General features: G+C 47.5%; 25 protein-coding genes. 14 read left to right on the top strand and 11 right to left on the bottom strand.

Translation table 11 applies throughout. The annotated features are described in order from the left end of the window. The first annotated feature begins 2 nt into the window (after positions 1-2). The 14 genes from AB5935_RS06220 to AB5935_RS06155 all read left to right on the top strand — a co-directional run bounded on the left by AB5935_RS06220 (position 3) and on the right by AB5935_RS06155 (position 9,532). Positions 3-359 carry a DUF3876 domain-containing protein gene (locus AB5935_RS06220; RefSeq protein WP_036632189.1) on the top strand — a complete coding sequence of 119 codons (357 nt, stop codon included), beginning with the start codon at positions 3-5 and terminating at the stop codon, positions 357-359. Continuing rightward, positions 356-985, top strand: a complete 630-nt coding sequence (locus tag AB5935_RS06215) for a DUF4141 domain-containing protein (RefSeq protein ID WP_004288758.1) — start codon at positions 356-358, stop codon at positions 983-985. The genes AB5935_RS06220 and AB5935_RS06215 overlap by 4 nt, the downstream gene beginning before the upstream one ends. 2 nt (positions 986-987) lie before the next feature. Next, positions 988-2,001 carry a conjugative transposon protein TraJ gene (gene traJ, locus AB5935_RS06210; protein WP_005802642.1) on the top strand — a complete coding sequence of 338 codons (1,014 nt, stop codon included), beginning with the start codon at positions 988-990 and terminating at the stop codon, positions 1,999-2,001. Between the two features lie 122 nt (positions 2,002-2,123). Beyond that, on the top strand, positions 2,124-2,747 hold the full coding sequence (gene traK, locus AB5935_RS06205; protein ID WP_004288760.1) for a conjugative transposon protein TraK: 624 nt from the start codon (positions 2,124-2,126) through the stop codon (positions 2,745-2,747). Then, positions 2,744-3,046: a hypothetical protein gene (locus tag AB5935_RS06200; protein ID WP_134771219.1), complete on the top strand. Its 303-nt coding sequence runs from the start codon at positions 2,744-2,746 to the stop codon at positions 3,044-3,046. The genes traK and AB5935_RS06200 overlap by 4 nt, the downstream gene beginning before the upstream one ends. Next, on the top strand, positions 2,997-4,304 hold the full coding sequence (gene traM, locus AB5935_RS06195) for a conjugative transposon protein TraM (protein WP_134771341.1): 1,308 nt from the start codon (positions 2,997-2,999) through the stop codon (positions 4,302-4,304). The genes AB5935_RS06200 and traM overlap by 50 nt, the downstream gene beginning before the upstream one ends. Before the next feature lie 50 nt (positions 4,305-4,354). After that, entirely contained in the window at positions 4,355-5,269 is a 915-nt protein-coding gene (gene traN / locus AB5935_RS06190; protein ID WP_029327294.1) for a conjugative transposon protein TraN, read from the top strand. After that, entirely contained in the window at positions 5,266-5,853 is a 588-nt protein-coding gene (locus AB5935_RS06185; RefSeq protein WP_134771220.1) for a conjugal transfer protein TraO, read from the top strand. The genes traN and AB5935_RS06185 overlap by 4 nt, the downstream gene beginning before the upstream one ends. 20 nt (positions 5,854-5,873) lie before the next feature. Continuing rightward, on the top strand, positions 5,874-6,332 hold the full coding sequence (locus tag AB5935_RS06180; RefSeq protein ID WP_005802648.1) for a DUF3872 domain-containing protein: 459 nt from the start codon (positions 5,874-5,876) through the stop codon (positions 6,330-6,332). Then, entirely contained in the window at positions 6,329-6,808 is a 480-nt protein-coding gene (locus AB5935_RS06175) for a glycoside hydrolase family protein (protein WP_134771222.1), read from the top strand. The genes AB5935_RS06180 and AB5935_RS06175 overlap by 4 nt, the downstream gene beginning before the upstream one ends. Positions 6,809-7,027: 219 nt before the next feature. Beyond that, positions 7,028-7,750 (top strand): type VI secretion system tube protein TssD, encoded by a 723-nt coding sequence (gene tssD / locus AB5935_RS06170; protein WP_227201949.1) that lies wholly within the window; start codon positions 7,028-7,030, stop codon positions 7,748-7,750. Beyond that, positions 7,751-8,641 (top strand): TIGR02594 family protein, encoded by an 891-nt coding sequence (locus AB5935_RS06165; RefSeq protein WP_204888307.1) that lies wholly within the window; start codon positions 7,751-7,753, stop codon positions 8,639-8,641. A gap of 11 nt (positions 8,642-8,652) precedes the next feature. After that, positions 8,653-9,129 carry a hypothetical protein gene (locus AB5935_RS06160; RefSeq protein WP_134771224.1) on the top strand — a complete coding sequence of 159 codons (477 nt, stop codon included), beginning with the start codon at positions 8,653-8,655 and terminating at the stop codon, positions 9,127-9,129. Between the two features lie 214 nt (positions 9,130-9,343). Continuing rightward, a complete protein-coding gene (locus AB5935_RS06155; RefSeq protein ID WP_134771225.1) occupies positions 9,344-9,532 on the top strand; it encodes a hypothetical protein in 189 nt (62 codons plus the stop codon). A 157-nt stretch (positions 9,533-9,689) separates the two neighbouring features. On the opposite strand, the gene AB5935_RS06150 is transcribed toward AB5935_RS06155, so the two are convergent. From AB5935_RS06150 to AB5935_RS06100, 11 genes are all read right to left on the bottom strand, one after another. Further along, on the bottom strand, positions 9,690-10,544 hold the full coding sequence (locus tag AB5935_RS06150; RefSeq protein ID WP_134771343.1) for a hypothetical protein: 855 nt from the start codon (positions 10,542-10,544) through the stop codon (positions 9,690-9,692). A 119-nt stretch (positions 10,545-10,663) separates the two neighbouring features. Continuing rightward, a complete protein-coding gene (locus AB5935_RS06145) occupies positions 10,664-11,818 on the bottom strand; it encodes a hypothetical protein (RefSeq protein WP_134771226.1) in 1,155 nt (384 codons plus the stop codon). 26 nt (positions 11,819-11,844) lie between these two features. Further along, positions 11,845-12,726 (bottom strand): hypothetical protein, encoded by an 882-nt coding sequence (locus tag AB5935_RS06140; RefSeq protein ID WP_134771227.1) that lies wholly within the window; start codon positions 12,724-12,726, stop codon positions 11,845-11,847. A 12-nt stretch (positions 12,727-12,738) separates the two neighbouring features. Next, entirely contained in the window at positions 12,739-13,974 is a 1,236-nt protein-coding gene (locus AB5935_RS06135) for a hypothetical protein (protein WP_134771228.1), read from the bottom strand. A gap of 12 nt (positions 13,975-13,986) precedes the next feature. Then, the gene (locus tag AB5935_RS06130) at positions 13,987-14,745 is read right to left on the bottom strand and encodes an N-6 DNA methylase (RefSeq protein ID WP_011964852.1); all 759 of its coding nucleotides are present in this window, start codon (positions 14,743-14,745) and stop codon (positions 13,987-13,989) included. 1 nt (position 14,746) lies between these two features. Next, entirely contained in the window at positions 14,747-15,553 is an 807-nt protein-coding gene (locus tag AB5935_RS06125) for a DUF4121 family protein (RefSeq protein WP_008777971.1), read from the bottom strand. Next, on the bottom strand, positions 15,540-15,818 hold the full coding sequence (locus tag AB5935_RS06120; RefSeq protein ID WP_005802666.1) for a hypothetical protein: 279 nt from the start codon (positions 15,816-15,818) through the stop codon (positions 15,540-15,542). Before AB5935_RS06120 ends, AB5935_RS06125 begins: the two co-directional genes overlap by 14 nt. A 284-nt stretch (positions 15,819-16,102) precedes the next feature. Continuing rightward, positions 16,103-16,393, bottom strand: coding sequence for a DUF4120 family protein (locus AB5935_RS06115; RefSeq protein WP_008777969.1), 291 nt, complete (start codon positions 16,391-16,393; stop codon positions 16,103-16,105). Between the two features lie 94 nt (positions 16,394-16,487). Further along, positions 16,488-16,967 (bottom strand): hypothetical protein, encoded by a 480-nt coding sequence (locus tag AB5935_RS06110; RefSeq protein ID WP_134771229.1) that lies wholly within the window; start codon positions 16,965-16,967, stop codon positions 16,488-16,490. A gap of 42 nt (positions 16,968-17,009) precedes the next feature. Continuing rightward, complete coding sequence (locus AB5935_RS06105; RefSeq protein ID WP_134771230.1) at positions 17,010-17,990, bottom strand: hypothetical protein; 981 nt, start codon at positions 17,988-17,990, stop codon at positions 17,010-17,012. Next, positions 17,987-18,352, bottom strand: a complete 366-nt coding sequence (locus AB5935_RS06100; protein ID WP_227202018.1) for a hypothetical protein — start codon at positions 18,350-18,352, stop codon at positions 17,987-17,989. The genes AB5935_RS06105 and AB5935_RS06100 overlap by 4 nt, the downstream gene beginning before the upstream one ends. Between the last annotated feature and the right edge of the window lie 38 nt (positions 18,353-18,390).

Below are 18,390 nucleotides of genomic sequence, written 5' to 3'. Positions count from 1 at the left end.
TTATGAGAAACAGACCCCTTATGAGGCTGGCGGTATGTCTGATAAGCATGGCCGCCATGATATTGCAGAGCTGTTCGGAAAGCGGTATCGACCGCGACAAGATCTGCGGAACGTGGACCAGCGTGGAAGGCAGACCTGACGTGCTGGTATACAAGGAAGGAGAATGCTATAAGGTGACGGTGTTTTCCCGTAGCGGGAGAACCCGAAAGCTGAAGCCGCAGACTTACCTGCTGGTGGAAGAAAACGGAAACCTGTTTGTCAATACGGGCTACCGTGTCGATGTGTCCTACAATGAGGCAGCCGACGTGCTGACATTCTCACCGGGCGGAGACTATGTAAGGAAGGAGGAACGGGCATGAAGGCAAGAACGCTTCTGATCGGAACGGCATTTGTACTGGGCGTTACCGGAGCACGCGCCCAATGGGTGGTGACAGATCCCGGCAATCTGGCCCAAAGCATCATAAACATGTCGGACAATATCGCCCATACCTCAAAGACGGCAGTCAATACGGCAGAAAGCTTTGCCGAGACAGTAAAGATCTATGAGCAGGCCAAGAAATATTACGACCAGCTGAAATCGGTCAACAACCTGATACAGGATGCCCGCAAGGTGCGTGACATCATCCTGATGGTGGGCGACGTGTCCGACATCTATGTAACCAACTTCGGCAAGATGATGAACGATGAAAACTTCTCACCGCGCGAACTGGACGCCATCGCCTTCGGTTACACCCGCCTGCTGGAAGAGAGCAACGGCGTGTTGCAGGACCTGAAACAGGTTATCAATGTCAGTACCCTGTCCATGACCGACAAGGACCGTATGGACGTGGTGGACAACTGCTATTACGAGATGCGCCGTTACCGCAACCTTGTGAGCTATTATACGAACAAGAACATAGCCGTAAGCTACCTCAGGGCCAGAAAGAAGAACGACCTGGAACGTGTGATGCGGCTCTATGGGAATGAAACCTCCAAATACTGGTAGCCATGATGCCGTTGTCGATAGATTTTGCCAACCTGCACACCATACTGGCAACCCTGTATGACGAGATGCTTCCCCTTTGCGAGGACATGATGGACGTGGGCAAGGGACTTGCCGGACTGGGTGCGTTGTTCTACGTTGCCGTCCGTGTATGGCAGTCGATGGCACGTGCCGAACCGATAGATGTCTATCCCCTGCTGCGTCCCTTTGCCATAGGCATCTGCATCCTGCTCTTTCCCACGCTGGTGCTCGGCACGCTGAACAATATTCTCAGTCCCATCGTGCAGGGCACACACAAGATGCTCGAAGGGCAGACGATGGATATGGAACAGTACCGGATCCAAAAGGAGGAACTGGAAAAGGAGGCCATGCTCCGCAATCCCGAAACAGCATATCTGGTAAGTGACGAGGAGTTTGACCGTCAGCTGGATGAACTGGGCTGGTCAACCATAGATACCGCCTCCCGGCTGGGCATGTATGTGGAAGTCGGGATGTATAATCTGGAAAAGAAAATCCGGGACGCATTCCGCAGCCTGCTGGAGCTGATATTCGCAGCGGCATCGCTGCTGATAGACACCGTGAGGACTTTTTTCCTGGTCGTACTCTCGATACTGGGACCGGTAGCGTTCGCCTTCAGTGTATGGGACGGATTCCAGTCCACGCTCGGACAGTGGTTCACGAGATATATTTCCGTTTACCTGTGGCTTCCGGTCAGCGACCTGTTCAGCACCCTGCTTGCCAAGCTTCAGGTACTGATGCTTCAGAATGACATTCAGGAACTGCAGAACAATCCGGACTACTCGATAGACAACTCGAACAGTGTCTACATCATCTTTATGCTGATCGGGATTATCGGATACTTCACCGTGCCTACGGTAGCAGGCTGGATAGTGCAGGCAGGCGGTGCCGGAAACTTCAGCCGTAACCTGAACCGTACAGCCACCAAGACAGGCGGCCTTGCAGCCGGAGCAGGCGGTGCCGTATTGGGGAATATCGGAGGCAGGCTGAGGGGCAAATAAACCCTGCGGAGCCTCCTTCCCATGAGTCGGGCAACCCAAGATGACGGGTCCGGTGACCTGTCGGAACGGGATGTCCCGTCATACCGGAAATATTTATTCATTCAAACCAGACATCAAAAAAAATGGAATTCAAGTCATTGACAAACATTGAGAGCAGTTTCAAGCGCATCCGCCTGATGCTGGCGGTCTTTGCCTGCTGCTGTGCGCTCGTTACCGGATATGCGCTGTGGAGCTCATACCGCTTTGCCGAGAAGCAACGCGAGAAAATCTATGTGCTTGACGGGGGCAAATCGCTGATGATGGCCCTTTCGCAGGACCTCTCACAGAACAGGCCTGCCGAGGCGCGGGAACATGTAAGGCGCTTTCACGAACTGTTTTTCTCGCTCTCACCCCAGAAGGATGCCATCGAGCACAATATCAACCGTGCCCTGCAACTGGCAGACAAGAGTGCCTATCACTACTATGTGGATTTTGCCGAAAGAGGGTATTACAACCGCCTGATTTCAGGCAACATCAACCAGGTGGTGCATGTGGACAGCGTGGTGTGCGACTTTGCCGCCTACCCTTACAAGGTGCGGACATATGCCCGGCAGCTGATTATCCGTGAAAGCAACGTGACCGAGCGCAGCCTCGTAACTTCCTGCTCGCTTCAAAACACAGGACGTTCGGATGACAATCCCAACGGATTCATTATCGAGCAGTTTACCGTGCTGGAGAATAAGGACATAAGAAGTGCGGAACGATGAGGGGAAAACGCGGATTCTTCGGCCATGCGGACAGCCGGGTACGGCTGTTCTGCCGGCGGCTGACAGGAAAGCAGCGCATCCTTCTGGCAGGCACGGCCTCGCTCCTGCTTGCTGCCTCCTGCCTGTACTCGATTCTCTCCTGTGTATCCCGTTTCGGGGAGCCGGGCCAAAGACCGGCAATGGGACATATCCGTTCCGTCGTGTTCCGGCCGGAAAGAACAAGAAACATTCATTCAAACATCCATAAACATGAAAATGGACTTTCAGAAAATCAGGGAACGGCTCGGAGTGTCAAATGACAAGCCGCTGACTCCCGAAGAGAAGCGCCGGCGCGCAAAGTATATTGTCTATCCGTTTTTCTGTCTGCTGTGCATGGGGTTCCTCCTGCTGGTATTCAGCCCGTCGGAAAAGGAGAAGGCGGAAATGGAAAAAGGCAGGGGTTTCAACGTGGAGATGCCTTCACCGGAAGATTCGGAAATGGAGGGCAACAAGGTAAGCGCCTACGAGCAGGAAGCACTGGCAAAAAAGGAAAAATGGCGCAGGGGAACCTTCCTGGAGATGTCCGAACTGCTCAACAGGAACGGTCAGGATACTGCCGGTCTTACCGCAGGAAAAGCAAACATGGAACTTCCGCCGGAACCGGAAAAGGGGAAAGCCCCCGGCTCCATCCGTTCCTCTGCAGAAGCCTACCGGAATATGAACCGTTCGCTGGGCACTGTATATACCCGGAATGAAAATCAGCCAAATGCCGATCTGCTCCGCCGTATTGAGGATCTGGAAAAAGAAAGGAAGCCGGCGGAAGAACAGGCGGAAGGCCAGACCCTGGAAGAAAAGATGGCTCTGCTGGAAAAGTCCTACGAGCTGGCTGCCCGCTACAACGGGAAAGAGCCGGATGCTTCCTCTACGGCCAATGCCCCAAACAGCCGGAAAGAACGGACGGCTGTCCGGCCTGTAAAACGGGTACAGAACCGGATGGTGTCATCACTCGCCCAGCCTGCAGGCAATGAAGACATTGCTTCCGGATATGCAGGCGAGAGAAATACCGGCTTCCACACCCCGGTAGGCAAAATGCCATCTTCCGGCAGGAACACCATCGCCGCCTGTGTGCATGGCACGCAGACCGTATCTGACGGACAGGCACTGCGTATCCGCCTGCTGGAGCCGATGGCAGTGGACGATCTCCTTATTCCAAAAGGTACGGTACTGGTCGGCGGCACACGTGTCGAGGGGGAACGGATGGGGATCCTGATCGAGACAGTGGAGTACAGGGGCACGCTGTTCCCGGTGGAACTCGAAGTGTATGACGCTGACGGGCAGCAGGGAATCCTTGTACCGAACTCGATGGAGTATGATGCCGCACGTGAGATTGCCGCCGGCATGGGCACCTCTATAGGAAGCAGCATCAATATCTCAACGGATGCCGGAGCGCAGATTGCCTCGGATGTGGGCAAGGGGGTGATACAGGGTATGTCACAATATGTGGGCAAGAAGATGCGCACGGTGAAAATCACCCTGAAGGCCGGGCACCGGCTGTTGCTGCATTCTCCTGAAAAATGAAGGAGGAAAGGAAATCAATCATTTATTCACCAATCAACCAAGAAACACACATGAAGAAGATTCTGATGATGCTTGCCCTGATTGCGGGCACAGTGGCTGCATACGCGCAGCAGAGCAGCGGGGATTATTATGAAGGACTGAGCCGCAAGATAGGATTCAGCCGGATGATTCCCCCACACGGTCTGGAAATCACATATGACAAGACCGTACATATTATTTTTCCCTCTCCCGTGAGATATGTGGACCTGGGTTCGCCCAATCTGATAGCGGGCAAGGCGGACGGTGCGGAAAATGTGATCCGTGTGAAGGCAACCCGGAAACATTTCCGGAGCGAGACAAACATGAGCGTAATTACCGAAGACGGCAACTTCTATACATTCAACGTCAAGTATGCCGACGAGCCTTTGCTGCTGAATGTGGAAATGTGCGACTTCATCCATGACGGAGAGGCCGTGAACCGTCCGAACAATGCGATGGAAATCTACTTGCAGGAACTCGCCGGGGAGTCTCCCCGTCTGGTACGGCTGATCATGAAATCCGTGTATGAACAGAACAAACGCAAGGTCAAGCACATCGGCTGCAAACGGTTCGGAGTGCAATATCTGCTTAAAGGACTTTATGCGCACGGCGAACTGATCTATTTCCATACCGAAGTGAAGAACGCCACGAACGTGCCTTTCGACGTGGACTTCGTGACCTTCAAGATCGTGGACAAGAAAATCATGAAACGTACCGCCATGCAGGAACAGGTCATCTATCCGCTTCGTGCCTTCAACTATGTGACCCGTGTGGACGGGAAGAAGAACGAGCGGACGGTGTTTGCCCTGCCCAGGTTCACCATTCCCGACGACAAGAAGCTGATAGTGGAAATGTATGAGAAGCAAGGCGGCCGGCATCAGTCCTTTGATGTGGAGAATGAGGACCTGGTACGCGCAGAAACCGTCAATGAACTGAAAGTCAGATGAACGCCATGAAAAGAAACTCCCTCTTTATTACCCTCCTGCTTGCCCTCTTTACGGGGCAGGCAGAAGCCCAACGCCGCCTGCCGGGAATGAAAGCCGTCCGCTTCACCACTGAAATGGCCGACGGATTTTACAGCCGGGCAAACCGTCACGATGCAGGCTATGCCTTCTCGCTGGCTGTATCCACCTGTACCGGGAACGGAAACCAGTGGATGTTTGGCGGTGAGATGCTGAAACGTAACATCCCTTACCGGAGTACGCATATACCCTTGTCGCAATATACGGGGGAAGGCGGTTATTACCATACGTTTTTTTCCACCCCCGGCAAGTCCTTCTTCCTGAACCTCGGCGCTTCCGCCCTGTTGGGCTATGAGACCGTGAACGAAGGAGACCGGCTGCTGGATGACGGAGCCGTTTTGCAGCAATGCGAGTCTTTCATCTATGGCGGCGCGGTAACGCTGGAAGCGGAAGGATACCTGTCCGACAGGGTTGTCCTGCTGGTGCGTCTGCGTGAGCGTTTCGTGTGGGGCAGTGCCTCGGGAATCTGCCACTTTCAGTATGGAATCGGAGTAAAATACATTTTCTAACCTTAAAAGAATACATACCCATGAAAAGAAAAATCCTTGATTTTATGCTGACAGCCTGCTGTATGGCATTCTCCTTTCTTGGTCTTGTCGCTTGTGACAATGAGCTGGATATCAGACAGGAATACCCGTTTGCGGTAGAGTCCATGCCGGTAGCGGATGAGATTACCGATGGGGAGACTGTGGAAATCCGGCTGGAAATCAAGCCGGAAGGGAACTTTGCCGGAACCGTCTATACGCTAAGGTATTTCCAGCCGGACGGCAAGGGCAGTCTGAAGATGGAGGACGGCACGGTACTGAAGCCCAATGACCGTTATCTGCTGAACGAATGGAAATTCCGTCTTTACTATACTTCGCAAAGCGGCAAGGAATCCCAGACCATAGACCTCTATCTTGAAGATAATTGGGGGAATCTGCAACAATTGACATATGATTTTAATGGAAAGGATACGGATGAAGAAAATAACAAGGAGGCTGCATGAAAAGAATACCGGCTGTTATGATCTTTCTGTTACTTGTCTTGTACGGCAAGGCGGAAAATCCCCCGTCTGACAAAGATAAGGCGGTAGCCTGCATCAAGCGGTGGGAAGGCCGGCACCGGGGGAAAATGCCTTACATCGGTTACGGACACCGCCTGCTTCCCCACGAGACGCTGACCGAGAACCTGAGTGAGGCACAGGCGGACTCACTTTTGAGATGCGACCTTGAACGGTGTTTGAAGGTATTCCGAAAATATGGGAAAGACTCGCTTCTTTTAAGTCTGTTAGGCTTTAATGTAGGCTGTTACCGTCTGATCGGCAACGGCAAGATACCTAAAAGCAAACTGATTCAGAAACTGGACAGCGGCAACCGGGATATTTACAAGGAATATGTATCGTTCCGCTGTTATCGGGGGAAAGTCATTCCAAGCATAGAGAGAAGAAGAAAAGAGGAGTTTGAACTGTTCTATATACCGTAGATTGCTTGTTGATAAAGGTTTGGTTGTTACGAGACGACTGAACCTTTTTTATTTGTCCGGTATGAACATATCCCTAACAGGTGTTGTATTTTAATGTAACCGAAAGACATAAAATGTGTTATTGAGCATATGGTGCATAAAAAATGCTCTTTGAACATTGTCTTTCTTGATTTTTTGCTAAGTTTGAGATGTAATGTCAAATGCATAAAACAAGTCGTCATGAATTCAGAAATAATATTGGAAATAAATGGCTACAAATGCAATCTACTAAAGTATAAATACTGTTTTTCCCGTAATATAGACCGTAAAGGAAGACCTGTAACAGGAATGTTAGGAGGAAACATATATATAGAAATGGAATCTAATGGCAGCAATTGTATTTTGGATATGATGCTTGCAGGTGCAGACAAGTCTCGTTCCTGTTTTTTCTTTCGTCCCGAAACCACTCCTGTCTGGGGGAAAATACGGCATACCGTAGATGATATGATGTTCAGAGAGCTCGCTTTTGATGAAGCGTATATTTACTATTATGGTGAAACGATGGATGCTACTGAAGGTAGTCCTATGTTTACCCGTTTTCTCATATCTCCTACACGGTTGGATATTAATAGAACCATCAGAATGGACAGGAGAATTAACACTATTTATGGTTCTTGGTGGGAGGAATACAAAGAAGAAAGCAGTAAAGTGATTACTTGTGTTTTAGAAAAGGATTCAATAGGGGAAATTGTTGAAGTTTATTGGAAAGATGAAAACTCTCATCAAAGAATAAATGAATTCCCTCATAATGGTATAGCTACTTTATGTGCCGTCGTAAAACATGCAACTGAAGGCGATAAGGTTAATTTTATACTTAAATTTGAAGATGGAACTTTAGAACGGTTCTCAGGTGTTGTTGATTCAAGAGGTATAGTAGAAGTGAAAAATGTAAAATTGTCATAGATGGAGGATTTTTATATGGTTAAGGTTATAGGGCTTTATAAAAACTCAGAAAAAAGTGCCACTCTAAATAAAGTTCATTTGAAAGCATATTGGGCAGATGAGGATGGCAATAAAATAGATAAAGGGTATTTTGGTTCTACAATAAGATTATATATTGAAGAATATTGGGCATATAATGTATTATTAAAGATATTTTTAAAACAGGAAGACACCGAAGAGGTAATATGCTTAGATATGTTGAGAAATATAATTCCTGCTTATTTTCTCCAACAGCAAAATTATTTAGAAGTTTGTTTAAAGCAATCTTATGATTATAAGATTTTATCTTCAAAAAAAGAAATAAAACTATGTTGTGGTATTTCGAATGGATTTGGGTATTTTCAAGAAACTCCGATAATAGCTTCTATACCGATAACTAATAATATTCCTTGGATGGATGTTGCTATTGGAGAATTAGGCGTTCAAGAAATACGAGGGAAGAAACATAATGAAAGAATTATAGAATATCATAGTACTACTAACTTAAATTTTGATAAAGATGAGATACCTTGGTGTTCTAGTTTTGTTAATTGGTGTTTATATCAAGTTGGAATTGTGGGGACAAATAACGCATTAGCATATTCGTGGTTACATTATGGAATGGAATTAAATAAACCTGCTTATGGAGCAATTGCGATTATGAATTATTCTCATGTTGGATTTGTTGCAGGCATCAATGATGACCATAGAATTATCTTATTGGGAGGGAATCAAGGGGATGCTGTTACTTTATCTCCAAATTCTTCAAAATTAGTGAAGTCATATAGATATCCAATAGGGTTTACACCAGATTATAATCTTCCTAAATATCATCTTAAAGGAAGAAGTTTGGATATTTCATCAACGCGATAACAATCATTTTTATGAGCAAATTTATTTTATACATAAGCATGATAATATTAGGCTTTATATTCATACCATCTTACGCTAATTGCCTGAATATTGATAGTACGAATATAGAATCTAAGACAAAAGACACATTAGTTTTTTGTTATAATTGTGATACATTAAGGCAAACTCTTGTTTTTCAACGGATAGATGATTTTAAAATTGATTTTGAACTAACCTCGTATAATAGGTTAAAAAATGAAATTAAAAGAGTAAATGGTATAGCTGAAAATAAATATTCATCAGATTATGGCTCAGAAATGGATTTTAATGAAGATGGCGAGATGTATCTTGTTGTAGAGTATATATATGAAAGCGAAGAAGTTTTTCTTTCTTTCAGATTTGATAAAGGGTATACTAAGGTTAATGTAGAGGTGGCTGATGAAGTGTCTCCAAATAATTATTGTCCTTTACACTCAATAAAAACCTTGTTAAAATGTAAAAGTTCCTGATAGGGATTGGTAGCTAGGCATATTTTGATTCATTTTAATAAATAAGTACACAAATGTTTTAATAAATCTGTTGCGATTTTTTTTAATTTCTTTATTATTGTCAGTATGATAGTTTGATATTAAAGTTATGACACTGACATTAATTTAATTATATCTATATATGAGCCAATACAATTATATTTTATATGGAATGAATATTCAAAAAGCGATAATAATGTTTGATATTGTAGGACTGGAATGTATAGGCAAATATATTATTTGGCTATGGAGTAAATATGTAAAACGAAAACATATACCTTATATGGACCTTGAGTTTCATTGTTCCAACTATCTCTTTATAGTACTGGGAAGTATTGTATGTGCCATTATATTGGGCATAGCAATTGCCTATTTTTTCAATTAAATAAGGAAATGACCCCAATTGCCATATTAGATGCAGATTCCCAAAGCAGGCAGAATCAAGAATCGGGAAGTGGCTAAAACAGAAACGCCACAGGTATGATGTGATATACATCCCCTTGTGACGTTTCTGTTTTTTAAGATGTAGTTGTCTGCTGTTCTTACTTTTGAAGCAAGTATTCCCCTATTGAATGATACCGGTCTTTGATTGCGGCATTTTCATTGAATCCATTCAGACAATGGAGCAAGGCTTTCTCCAAAGTTGTGTATCTGCGGTTAAAACATTGCGGATTGTCCAGGCAATAGGCATTCAAGGTATATCTGTATGGGGCATATTCAGGATTATCCTCTTTGGTGATTTTCACATGCCAAGGAAAGTGTATCCGCAGAGTGAATGACCGTGTTTCCCCTTTTGTAATCCGTTCCTCTTCCTCCAGCATTTTTTTCACGAGGGACCTGTCCAGCAACGGATATCCATATTCCCTGTAATGTTTGATATGGCAGCAATACTCCGTTGCGTATTGCTTCAATTCTTCCGGTCTTATACCATAGTGCTCCCCATAGAAAAGCAGCACTTCCCTGCCTGTTACGATAACGGGCTTTCCGTCCGCTTCATGTTTAAATACCTGCCGTTCCATCTTTTCCCTGTCTGTCAGCAAGGCAAAACCGAAACATTCCGTAAGGGTGAAACTTTCCCTGCCGGGAACGGACAGCCCAATAAGCCTTTCCAATGTGTGGCAGTAAAAGAAAATACCGTCATCGGCCATACCGGTGTCCGGTGAAAGCATAATTCTTACATCCTTGACCTGACCGCTGTTCCTTTGGACAATCCGGCAATTCGCGTAATGTGGCTCACAAGCATTCTCTTTCTTGAACCTGTGGTATTTCTCCAAAATTTCGTTCCGGATTTCCTCCTTGTCGGTCAAGGCAACTCCCAATCCGCAGTTTTCGCACCACCCGTAATAAAAAGCTTCGTCCGTGAAGTGGTCGAACCCTTTTGTGTTGGGGTTTACCATTGCCTCACACCTTACATTGGCAGATCCGCATCTGCTGCACACTATATTATTTTCCATTGTTCTTCTGCTTTACGGGCGACTCACGGCCGCCCTTGTCATACAATTCGGTTGTTATTCTCTTAATTTATCTTTACCCGGTTCATCAGCTGTCCCGAAATTTCATGCAGTTCCCGGCAGCGTTCCGGCTGCTGTTCCCTTGCAAAGGCGGTGATTCCCTGTGTCAGTTTCCATAGCGTGGCCCCGCCTGTAACTCCGTCGTCAGGATTGTTGTTCATCAGCAGTTTCTCGACCTCACGTCCCTCGTTTTTCAACAAGGCTCCTTTCTGCACCAGATTCTTCAGTTCCTTGTCGAAATCCACGTCTATTTCCGATGCTCCTTGAATTTCGATGGCCTTCTGCATGATGGTGTCTTTGCTGTACAGTCCTTTGGTCAGGTCGGAAACAGCCGATACGGTGGTCTGCGTGTCCAGTTCGTAGGTCTTTTGGGAGAGGGACAGGGATTCCGGCAGTCGGCCTCCAAGGTGTATCTGCCGCATGACGGACTCCCTGACCATCCCGTTCAGGCACGCCCCGTTGAGCAGGAACGACCGCATATCGACCGATCCGTTGCCATAGTCGGATGTGGAGAAGCGTGCTCCTGCGAAGATGATGACCGTTCCGTTCTTACGGGTGGGTATCTCTATCGGAGTGGGCAGGATTGTCTCACACCATACTTTCGTGTCGTTCATATAGGCATCGGACACGACCGCTCCCTGTCCTCCCGCCTCACGGATGAAAGCGGTCAGGATATCCACCGAGTTCAGCCGACGGTAGGAGTCCGACAATACGCCCCGGACTTCCATTCCTACCGCCCGTATCAGTACCCGTGTACGCTCGGTCCATCCCGAATGCTCGTTCAGGATGGTGGCGCACAACTGTTTCTGCCAAACATCCCCGGCGGAAAGCTCGCGCAGGTATTTGGCGGGAATGCCCATCTTCTCCGAAATCTGGCTTATGGCGTTGCCGTGCAGGTTGAAGTTCCCTTCGGGCATTGCCATCTGTACCCTTCCTTCCGCTTTGAAAGAGATAACGGGGCGTTCCTTGCTACGTTGGCTTACCCCGATGGGAGCGATGAAATCCTGCGCGATCCGTCCCTCACTGAGCAGACGGTTAATGGTGTCCATGACACCGCCTTGCCTGCTTTCTATCATCCGCTGTACCTTGTTAATGACTACCTGGTTGAGGCCCTGCTGTTTCTGTACCGATGCAGCTGCCGGCATTACTGTTGTTTCCATAATACTATGTTTTTAATGTTGATGAATCAGAATTTATTCTTAGAGCTTGTCTTGGTTGTTTTAGTATGTCCCATGTATTTTTCTTCTGACAAACGGATATAATCCTCTTCGCTATATCCGGTCAGCCCGAACAGTTCATAATATCCGGGGAAAGTTTTTTTTCCCGCTTCCGGTATATGCATGCTGGTTCCCTTGTGGCAGCAGATGATATGCCGGACAAAGCGGTAACACTTGCAAAGATCAGCCACGACGGTATATTCGTTGTCCGTATGAGGTTCGTAATATCCACAGGAAAGATTGATACAGGATACTTCCAGACCGTTTTTTTTCAAAGCCGCCACATCTGTATTCAGTCCCTGTGCCGGCTTGTAGCCGTACTTCCGGACATCTATAGCTGAAATGAACTCGTTGGAGCAGAGCTTCATCCCATTGATTTGTGTTACCATATCCCCGTTCCCTTTCCGGTCACACTGAATCACGAAACGGCAATCGGAAAAGAAGGACATATCGGCATGGCTGCTGCCTATGCATCCCACCTCCTCCTGTACGAAGAAGGCACATTTCACCGTCTTGCAATCCTCCAGGCATTTCAGGCAGATCCAGATGCCGTTCTTGTCATCCGCACCGATTCCGGTCATCCGTTTACGCTTGTGATCATAGCCGACAATCATCGAGTCCGCCACAAGATGGGCTGCATAAGAGCCTGTCTTGCGCCGGTGTACCTCATCCATGTGCGCCACGACACAGGGGTAGCTTTTCCGGTTGCCTTTGACCGCATAGATGTTTCCGTACCTGTCTTGCCGGAAAGGAATCTCCATCTTTTTGAGTTCCTCTATGATGAATTTAGCCATCTTCCCCTCTCTGCCGGAGGGGGAAGAAATGCCGTAAAGAGCCATTAGTTTTTCCATGATAATGATATTTTAGGAAATGAACAATTTTTCGATTTGCAGGTATCGTCTGAATTCCGGTACGGGACGCCCTTTACGAAAGAGAAAAGACGGATATTTCTTTCCTTTATATTCCACTGATAATCCTTTCAGGACTTTCCCGAATACGGTAGATACATAGTACATATCCTGACAGTTCTTGCAGAATGCCGCATCCGGGAAGATATGTATCTTCCCGCATTTGGGACATACATATTTTTTCCTGTTTGCACATCCTTCCGTGCTCCGGCAGGTGGCTATGCTCGTGTCGCCCTCCGTATTTCTCAGTTCCAGGTTACCGTCCGTCAGATGGAGGCTGTAGAACGTGTCGAGGTAAGGCACCCCTTTCTTGTGCCACCTGCAGGCGGGCACTTTCACCGTCAAAGAAACCTGTATATTATCTCCGGCCGCCCATTCCTGCCCCTCAATGGGATTCAGTACGGTGAAATCCGTCGTATGTGTATAATCGTTGTATCTGCGTCGCAACAGGATACCTGCCTCCTGCGCCTGCTTGCGGATCAGTTCGATGACGAATGCGTGTGAGGAATAGATACGATCCAGCAGGGAGGCGGCAATCGGTGTGTTTATTGATTTCCACAATGTTATCTCGTTCCATACAATGGCCCGTCCGACCACATTGCTGCTGTCATCCCTTGCCACGAGTATTTTGGCTCCTGCGAAATTGGCATAGAAATCCGCTGCATTACGGGCCTTGTCTTCATATCTCATACAGGAGTTGTGCAGGCTGGATTCGCTACCGTCAGATATGGGACTATAGTTGCTTTCCAGATAAGCCTCCATAAAATCGTTCATACTGTCATGCAGTCTGATTGTGACCTTGCTGTCCAGTGAGATGGCGCTGCAGAAATAGTTGATTTCATCGGGCTGGTACGGTCCCAGATTTTTGAACAGCTCGATAAACGTGGACGGTTCCAGATCTGTCCGGTTCTCCGGAAACCAGGGTGCCTGCGGATTGTTCCGGTCCGGGAAATTGGGATGGCCCAAGTCTTTGTTGCATGCCGTGAACACGATCCGGATTTTCTTGAACGTGCCGGCTTCCGTCCGTTTGCGTTTGGTGGAGAAAAAATTGTAGGCCCCCCGTATGACTTCTTCCACCGGTACGTTCTTTTTTACTTCCGAAAGGATATCTTTGGCTATCACACTTCCGTTTTCCGCCGCATGGGTCAGGCGGGATTTCAATTCGTTGCTAACATTCAGTTTCATAATCATTCGGTTTATTGTTTATAAATTCTGTTGTTTATATGGCAATTGTTTCTTGCCAGGCTGCATTTGGCGCAATTTCTCTTTCCGCTTTCTGAGCAGGTCAACGGACATGTTCCTGCTTGTCCGATATTCCTCCTCACTCATCCGGCGAATGGAGGGAATGCCCGTCTGGGTCAGTGTATGGTTTACCATCCAGCCGTCCATGAAGTTTTCGGGGCAGAGGCTGTCATGGTGGATGACCTCACCTATGCAGCCATGTACGAGCATGTTGCAAACGGTCATCAGGCAACAGGTACGGCTGACATCCTCTGCAACCAGATAATTACCCAGGTGACGTACATGATATGCCAGCAGCAGCCTTCCGCTTCCGCATGTCGGGTCACAGATACGTTTTCCTGTCGCTGTCTCCCCCGAATCGGTACATAAGACCATCAGGTCGCAGATATCCGGCGGAGTGAAGAACTGTCCGTTCACCTGCCGACCGCTTTTGGAGGATATTGCCATGAAGAGGTCACCGAACGCATCAAACCATCCGCCGGATTGCAATTCCCGCTGCATGAGCCGTATCCATCCGGTAAGCATTTCCATAAAATGCCTGTTCTGCTGCCGTTTGTATTTCCAGTCCATAAGGGGCGGTGCGCCGGGAGAGAACCCGTGAATGACATAACGCAGGAAATCGTTGAAAACGGATATCGGATCGTAGCCGTTCGAATAGGCGAAATCACAGACCATTTTCTCAAGCGGACGTATCGTCTGCGGTGTGTTGTATGGTACCATATTACTCTGATTTTTTATAGATTGTTACTATATGTCTTTTATGGTCAGTCTGTATCCTGACGGGAGAAATGCCAAGGAAAGAGAGATGGGTGTCCGCTTTCAGCATGTTCCATTCCCATGCGGGAAGTTCCTTCCATTCCATACGGTATGCCCAGAGTATGAACAGACCGGGACGGAATCCGTTGAAAAGCTTTCCGTGCAGAATCCCGACCAGCCGTTCCAGTTCTTCCCGCGAGTAAAGGGTGAATGCCTCATTCCGATAGACAAAGGCATCAGCCGGTTCAATATCCGGCTGACACTCGATGAGGTATCTCGTCCATTCTTTTGTGGTGTACTTTCCGTACAGAGGATCGGGTTCCGTGTATTTCCATGCCCTGACGAATGTGTGGAAGAGGACGGCACCGTTCCTGTGCCTTCCGGTATGCCCCCACATCCGGAACTGTTTGCTGCGTATGCCATCGGGAATCAGCAATTCCGGACCGGTTGTAACCCAAGGGCCTCCTTCCGTATTGTAACCGGTACACTTTTCATTTTCATGGCAAAAAGGTGTCTGTGGGAGAAGGCAGATATGAACTTCCCGGTCATCGCCCCTTTCAATGTGTGCCTGCGGATAATAGTCACCTCCACGGGTGATATAAGTGACAACGTCTCCTGCAGTCGGTAAACCGACTCTTTCCCTGTCCTCCCGCATCCTTGAAATCAGCCGGTTCACCTTCTCCACATCACATTCCTTTATGGAGCAGGCACACCCTTCATGCCTGTTGAGCAGAGTCAGACTTTCCAGGTCATAAAAATTACCGTACTTCATATTGAGATCGTTTTTGTTGATACAATTTGACCTGACGGGCAACCATGTCGCAGAACTTCTGTCCGTTCTCCTTCTCGCTTCTGAAATAGGCAATCATGTCCCAGAGATTCCGATTGAAGTAGCCGGTCCATTTTTCGTAATAGTGACTTCCATAGACCTTTCCGAACGTTTCCTCGAAAAGTGCAGGAGTCAGCCCTTCATCCCCGTGGTGGTTGTATTGCCACAGGGAGACAAGCAGCAGCTGGTTATAATCCAGTGTTTCCATATCTGTTCTTTTTTAAGTAAAACATCGGCCTACATGGGTAGGCATTTTTATTTCTTGATGTCTTTCCAGTCTGTTCTCCGGGGATTGCGGCAAGGCTTGGCGAAAGAAAATACCGCAGCGAAGCGAGGATGATTTTCTTTCAGCCAACCCAGCCCCTGAAAGGGGCCGCCTTGCACAATCAGCCCGGAAAACGGCTATCTTTACAGCAAGAAATGAAAAAGCAGACCTCGGATTCTCTGTTCTGAAATCTGCTTTTCGGTCATTGTTGTCAAGTTTCATGTTTTTCAGGTATGTATCTGCCATCCGTGGAACGGCTGCAATGTCACGGCAAATGATTTGTCCGGTATTCCGTGATAGAGCAGACCTCCTACGATACCTATTCTTCCATCAGCATAATGCTGGGTAAAGCCGAACGAGTATGGGGCATGGTCATAGTAGAGTGAAATCTCACTGGGATAGTCAGGATTCCCTTCCCAACTCTTCAACCGTTCCAAGCACTTTTGAAGTGAGGTGTCACCGATGGATTCGGCATAGCGCTTTACGTTCTCGAAATGTTCTTCATTCAGGATTTTCATAACTTTGGTGTTTTATCTGTTAAACAATGAAAAAGCGAACTCCGGCTTTTCAGCACTGGAGTCCGCTTTTCGGTCATACTTGAATTCCATGTCGTCAAATAAAGGGTAAGTCGGTATCTTCCAGCATGGGCGTGAGCATCCGGCACATTTCGTAAGACGCTTGATTTCGGCTGTCAATCCGGCACGACTCACGTTTTGCCATGGCGATGATACATGCCTTTATTGTTCTGAAAAATGTCTGTTCCAAGGTCTTATGGAAAAACGGGAGTGTCTCTGCAAAACGTTCGGGACTGAATCCCGTATCATTCAGTGCCTGTTCCAGTGCCTTTGCCGCCTTATACTCCCGGCTTTGTTCCAACCGTTCCGGTAAACCTCCGGACTGCGCTATATGGAGCTGGCGTTCCAGTTCGGTAACGGCTGCCGAGAGCAACAGCTTGATGGCATCCGGATTTCCGATGCCGAATTTCCGGTTGTCGGTTGTGTGAAATTCGATCAGGTTTACAGAGCCGTTCTCCTGAAGATTTCTGTAGTGCGTCAGGTTCTCACCCAGCATCTTTGTTCTTTGATTATCCATAGTTTTATTCATTTTCAAGATGTGTAAAAGACTCGTCTGTTTTCAGTCAATCCAAAACGTGCCGCAATGCGGACATTTGGTACCGCATGGGAAGCTGTTTATATAATAGGTATCTCTGTGGCGTTTATGGTTCATATCTCCAAAAGTACATCCGCCTTCCCGAAACCTTTTTTCATAAAGAGCTTCCTGCTTCTGATATTCATTTATGTGACTCTTCTGCAAAGTGACTTCCAGAGGCATCATTCCGGTTTCCCAACGGGTGGAATCACACCAGCTGTTCAACAACCCGCAAATTTCATTCGCATAGGAATAATGTACCTGAGAATCCACAAAAAGATTGTCCCTGTAGAACGGAAGGGTGATGTCAGTCTGAAGACTTACATGATACCCCGCACCATTCCGGCTGTCTACAATAGCAACAATGACACCTCCATAGAATCGGATGCGCTTGAAATCATGTGAAGTATCTCCCGTAATCAGTCTGGAGAATATGGCATTGAAATAGATGCGGAGTTCGCCACCGTACGGAGCATTGACCAGAAGTTCATGGAGTTCATCGGTAAACAGCCCTTCCTTCAGTTGAAGCGCCCGTCTGATTTTACGAAGAGAGACCGTTTCGGATTCTCCGCGCCCACAGCCTCCGTACACATAGCCCTCGATTTCGACTCCAAGGGAGTAGAACATATTGGTTACAGCGGAATTGTCTATCAGTTCTTCTGCAGGATCGGTATTGTTCCGTTCGTAAAGCAGGTCTTTTATCTTCTCCTCATGTCGGATATATTCGGCGGATTTCCCGTCCGCTTCCATCTCATTCCGTATCTCCGAGAGATACCCTTGCAGGTTGCCATGTTCCTGATCGGCATACCACTCCAGGATTTGTTCTTCCAACGGACCGAGACTGTTCCGACGGATGCACTGTTCCTGCAAATCATCATGGCTGTCCAAATTCTCCCGGTAGTCCACGTAATAGAGGCTGACCGAATGAGGAACATAGTCCGTCCAGGATTGTTTTTCCTTCTTCATACCGCTTCCTCCTCTGTCTTTAATGTTGTCACATCATCCACTCCGTTGACGGGCGGCAAACAATCTATGATATATGACAGATGTCCGGCAAAGGCTTCATCCGGCTGGAAGTTTACCTCATTCCCGTATTCATTCTCCACACCATAGAGGCGCAAGTTGCCGTTCTCGATGGCAACCCTGCAAATCAGCACATCAGCCGGAGCCGGTTGTACGCTGCCTGTATTGACAGCAATGACGGGGCATTCCCCATCATTGCTGTTCCATTCATAGGAAGCTCCATGCAGTTCTATGGCTGCATACAATTCCCTGTATTCCATTTCTTTGATAGCCCTTATCCGGGCGTAAAAGTCTGTATGGTTCATATTGCGTTTTTTTGTTGGATTTCTGATACATGTGCAGG

Source organism: Phocaeicola sp. RTP21198st1_B8_RTP21198_201120 (assembly GCF_040929485.1).
GTDB classification, from domain to species: domain Bacteria; phylum Bacteroidota; class Bacteroidia; order Bacteroidales; family Bacteroidaceae; genus Phocaeicola; species Phocaeicola dorei.
This window is presented reverse-complemented; position numbering and strand designations above follow the sequence as displayed.

Bases quoted from the DNA above. Each gene is read 5' to 3' on its own strand.
- AB5935_RS06135 (WP_134771228.1), bottom strand. From the start codon at position 13,974: ATGATTATGAAACTGAATGTTAGCAACGAATTGAAATCCCGCCTGACC.
- AB5935_RS06155 (WP_134771225.1), top strand. From the start codon at position 9,344: ATGTTTGATATTGTAGGACTGGAATGTATAGGCAAATATATTATTTGG.
- AB5935_RS06200 (WP_134771219.1), top strand. From the start codon at position 2,744: ATGAGGGGAAAACGCGGATTCTTCGGCCATGCGGACAGCCGGGTACGG.
- AB5935_RS06100 (WP_227202018.1), bottom strand. From the start codon at position 18,352: ATGAACCATACAGACTTTTACGCCCGGATAAGGGCTATCAAAGAAATG.
- AB5935_RS06215 (WP_004288758.1), top strand. From the start codon at position 356: ATGAAGGCAAGAACGCTTCTGATCGGAACGGCATTTGTACTGGGCGTT.
- AB5935_RS06105 (WP_134771230.1), bottom strand. From the start codon at position 17,990: ATGAAGAAGGAAAAACAATCCTGGACGGACTATGTTCCTCATTCGGTC.
- traK (WP_004288760.1), top strand. From the start codon at position 2,124: ATGGAATTCAAGTCATTGACAAACATTGAGAGCAGTTTCAAGCGCATC.
- traN (WP_029327294.1), top strand. From the start codon at position 4,355: ATGAAGAAGATTCTGATGATGCTTGCCCTGATTGCGGGCACAGTGGCT.
- AB5935_RS06115 (WP_008777969.1), bottom strand. From the start codon at position 16,393: ATGAAAATCCTGAATGAAGAACATTTCGAGAACGTAAAGCGCTATGCC.
- AB5935_RS06110 (WP_134771229.1), bottom strand. From the start codon at position 16,967: ATGGATAATCAAAGAACAAAGATGCTGGGTGAGAACCTGACGCACTAC.
- AB5935_RS06185 (WP_134771220.1), top strand. From the start codon at position 5,266: ATGAACGCCATGAAAAGAAACTCCCTCTTTATTACCCTCCTGCTTGCC.
- AB5935_RS06145 (WP_134771226.1), bottom strand. From the start codon at position 11,818: ATGGAAACAACAGTAATGCCGGCAGCTGCATCGGTACAGAAACAGCAG.
- traM (WP_134771341.1), top strand. From the start codon at position 2,997: ATGAAAATGGACTTTCAGAAAATCAGGGAACGGCTCGGAGTGTCAAAT.
- AB5935_RS06160 (WP_134771224.1), top strand. From the start codon at position 8,653: ATGAGCAAATTTATTTTATACATAAGCATGATAATATTAGGCTTTATA.
- AB5935_RS06125 (WP_008777971.1), bottom strand. From the start codon at position 15,553: ATGAAGTACGGTAATTTTTATGACCTGGAAAGTCTGACTCTGCTCAAC.
- AB5935_RS06175 (WP_134771222.1), top strand. From the start codon at position 6,329: ATGAAAAGAATACCGGCTGTTATGATCTTTCTGTTACTTGTCTTGTAC.
- AB5935_RS06130 (WP_011964852.1), bottom strand. From the start codon at position 14,745: ATGGTACCATACAACACACCGCAGACGATACGTCCGCTTGAGAAAATG.
- tssD (WP_227201949.1), top strand. From the start codon at position 7,028: ATGAATTCAGAAATAATATTGGAAATAAATGGCTACAAATGCAATCTA.
- AB5935_RS06150 (WP_134771343.1), bottom strand. From the start codon at position 10,544: ATGGTAAACCCCAACACAAAAGGGTTCGACCACTTCACGGACGAAGCT.
- AB5935_RS06140 (WP_134771227.1), bottom strand. From the start codon at position 12,726: ATGGAAAAACTAATGGCTCTTTACGGCATTTCTTCCCCCTCCGGCAGA.
- AB5935_RS06165 (WP_204888307.1), top strand. From the start codon at position 7,751: ATGGAGGATTTTTATATGGTTAAGGTTATAGGGCTTTATAAAAACTCA.
- traJ (WP_005802642.1), top strand. From the start codon at position 988: ATGATGCCGTTGTCGATAGATTTTGCCAACCTGCACACCATACTGGCA.
- AB5935_RS06120 (WP_005802666.1), bottom strand. From the start codon at position 15,818: ATGGAAACACTGGATTATAACCAGCTGCTGCTTGTCTCCCTGTGGCAA.
- AB5935_RS06180 (WP_005802648.1), top strand. From the start codon at position 5,874: ATGAAAAGAAAAATCCTTGATTTTATGCTGACAGCCTGCTGTATGGCA.
- AB5935_RS06220 (WP_036632189.1), top strand. From the start codon at position 3: ATGAGAAACAGACCCCTTATGAGGCTGGCGGTATGTCTGATAAGCATG.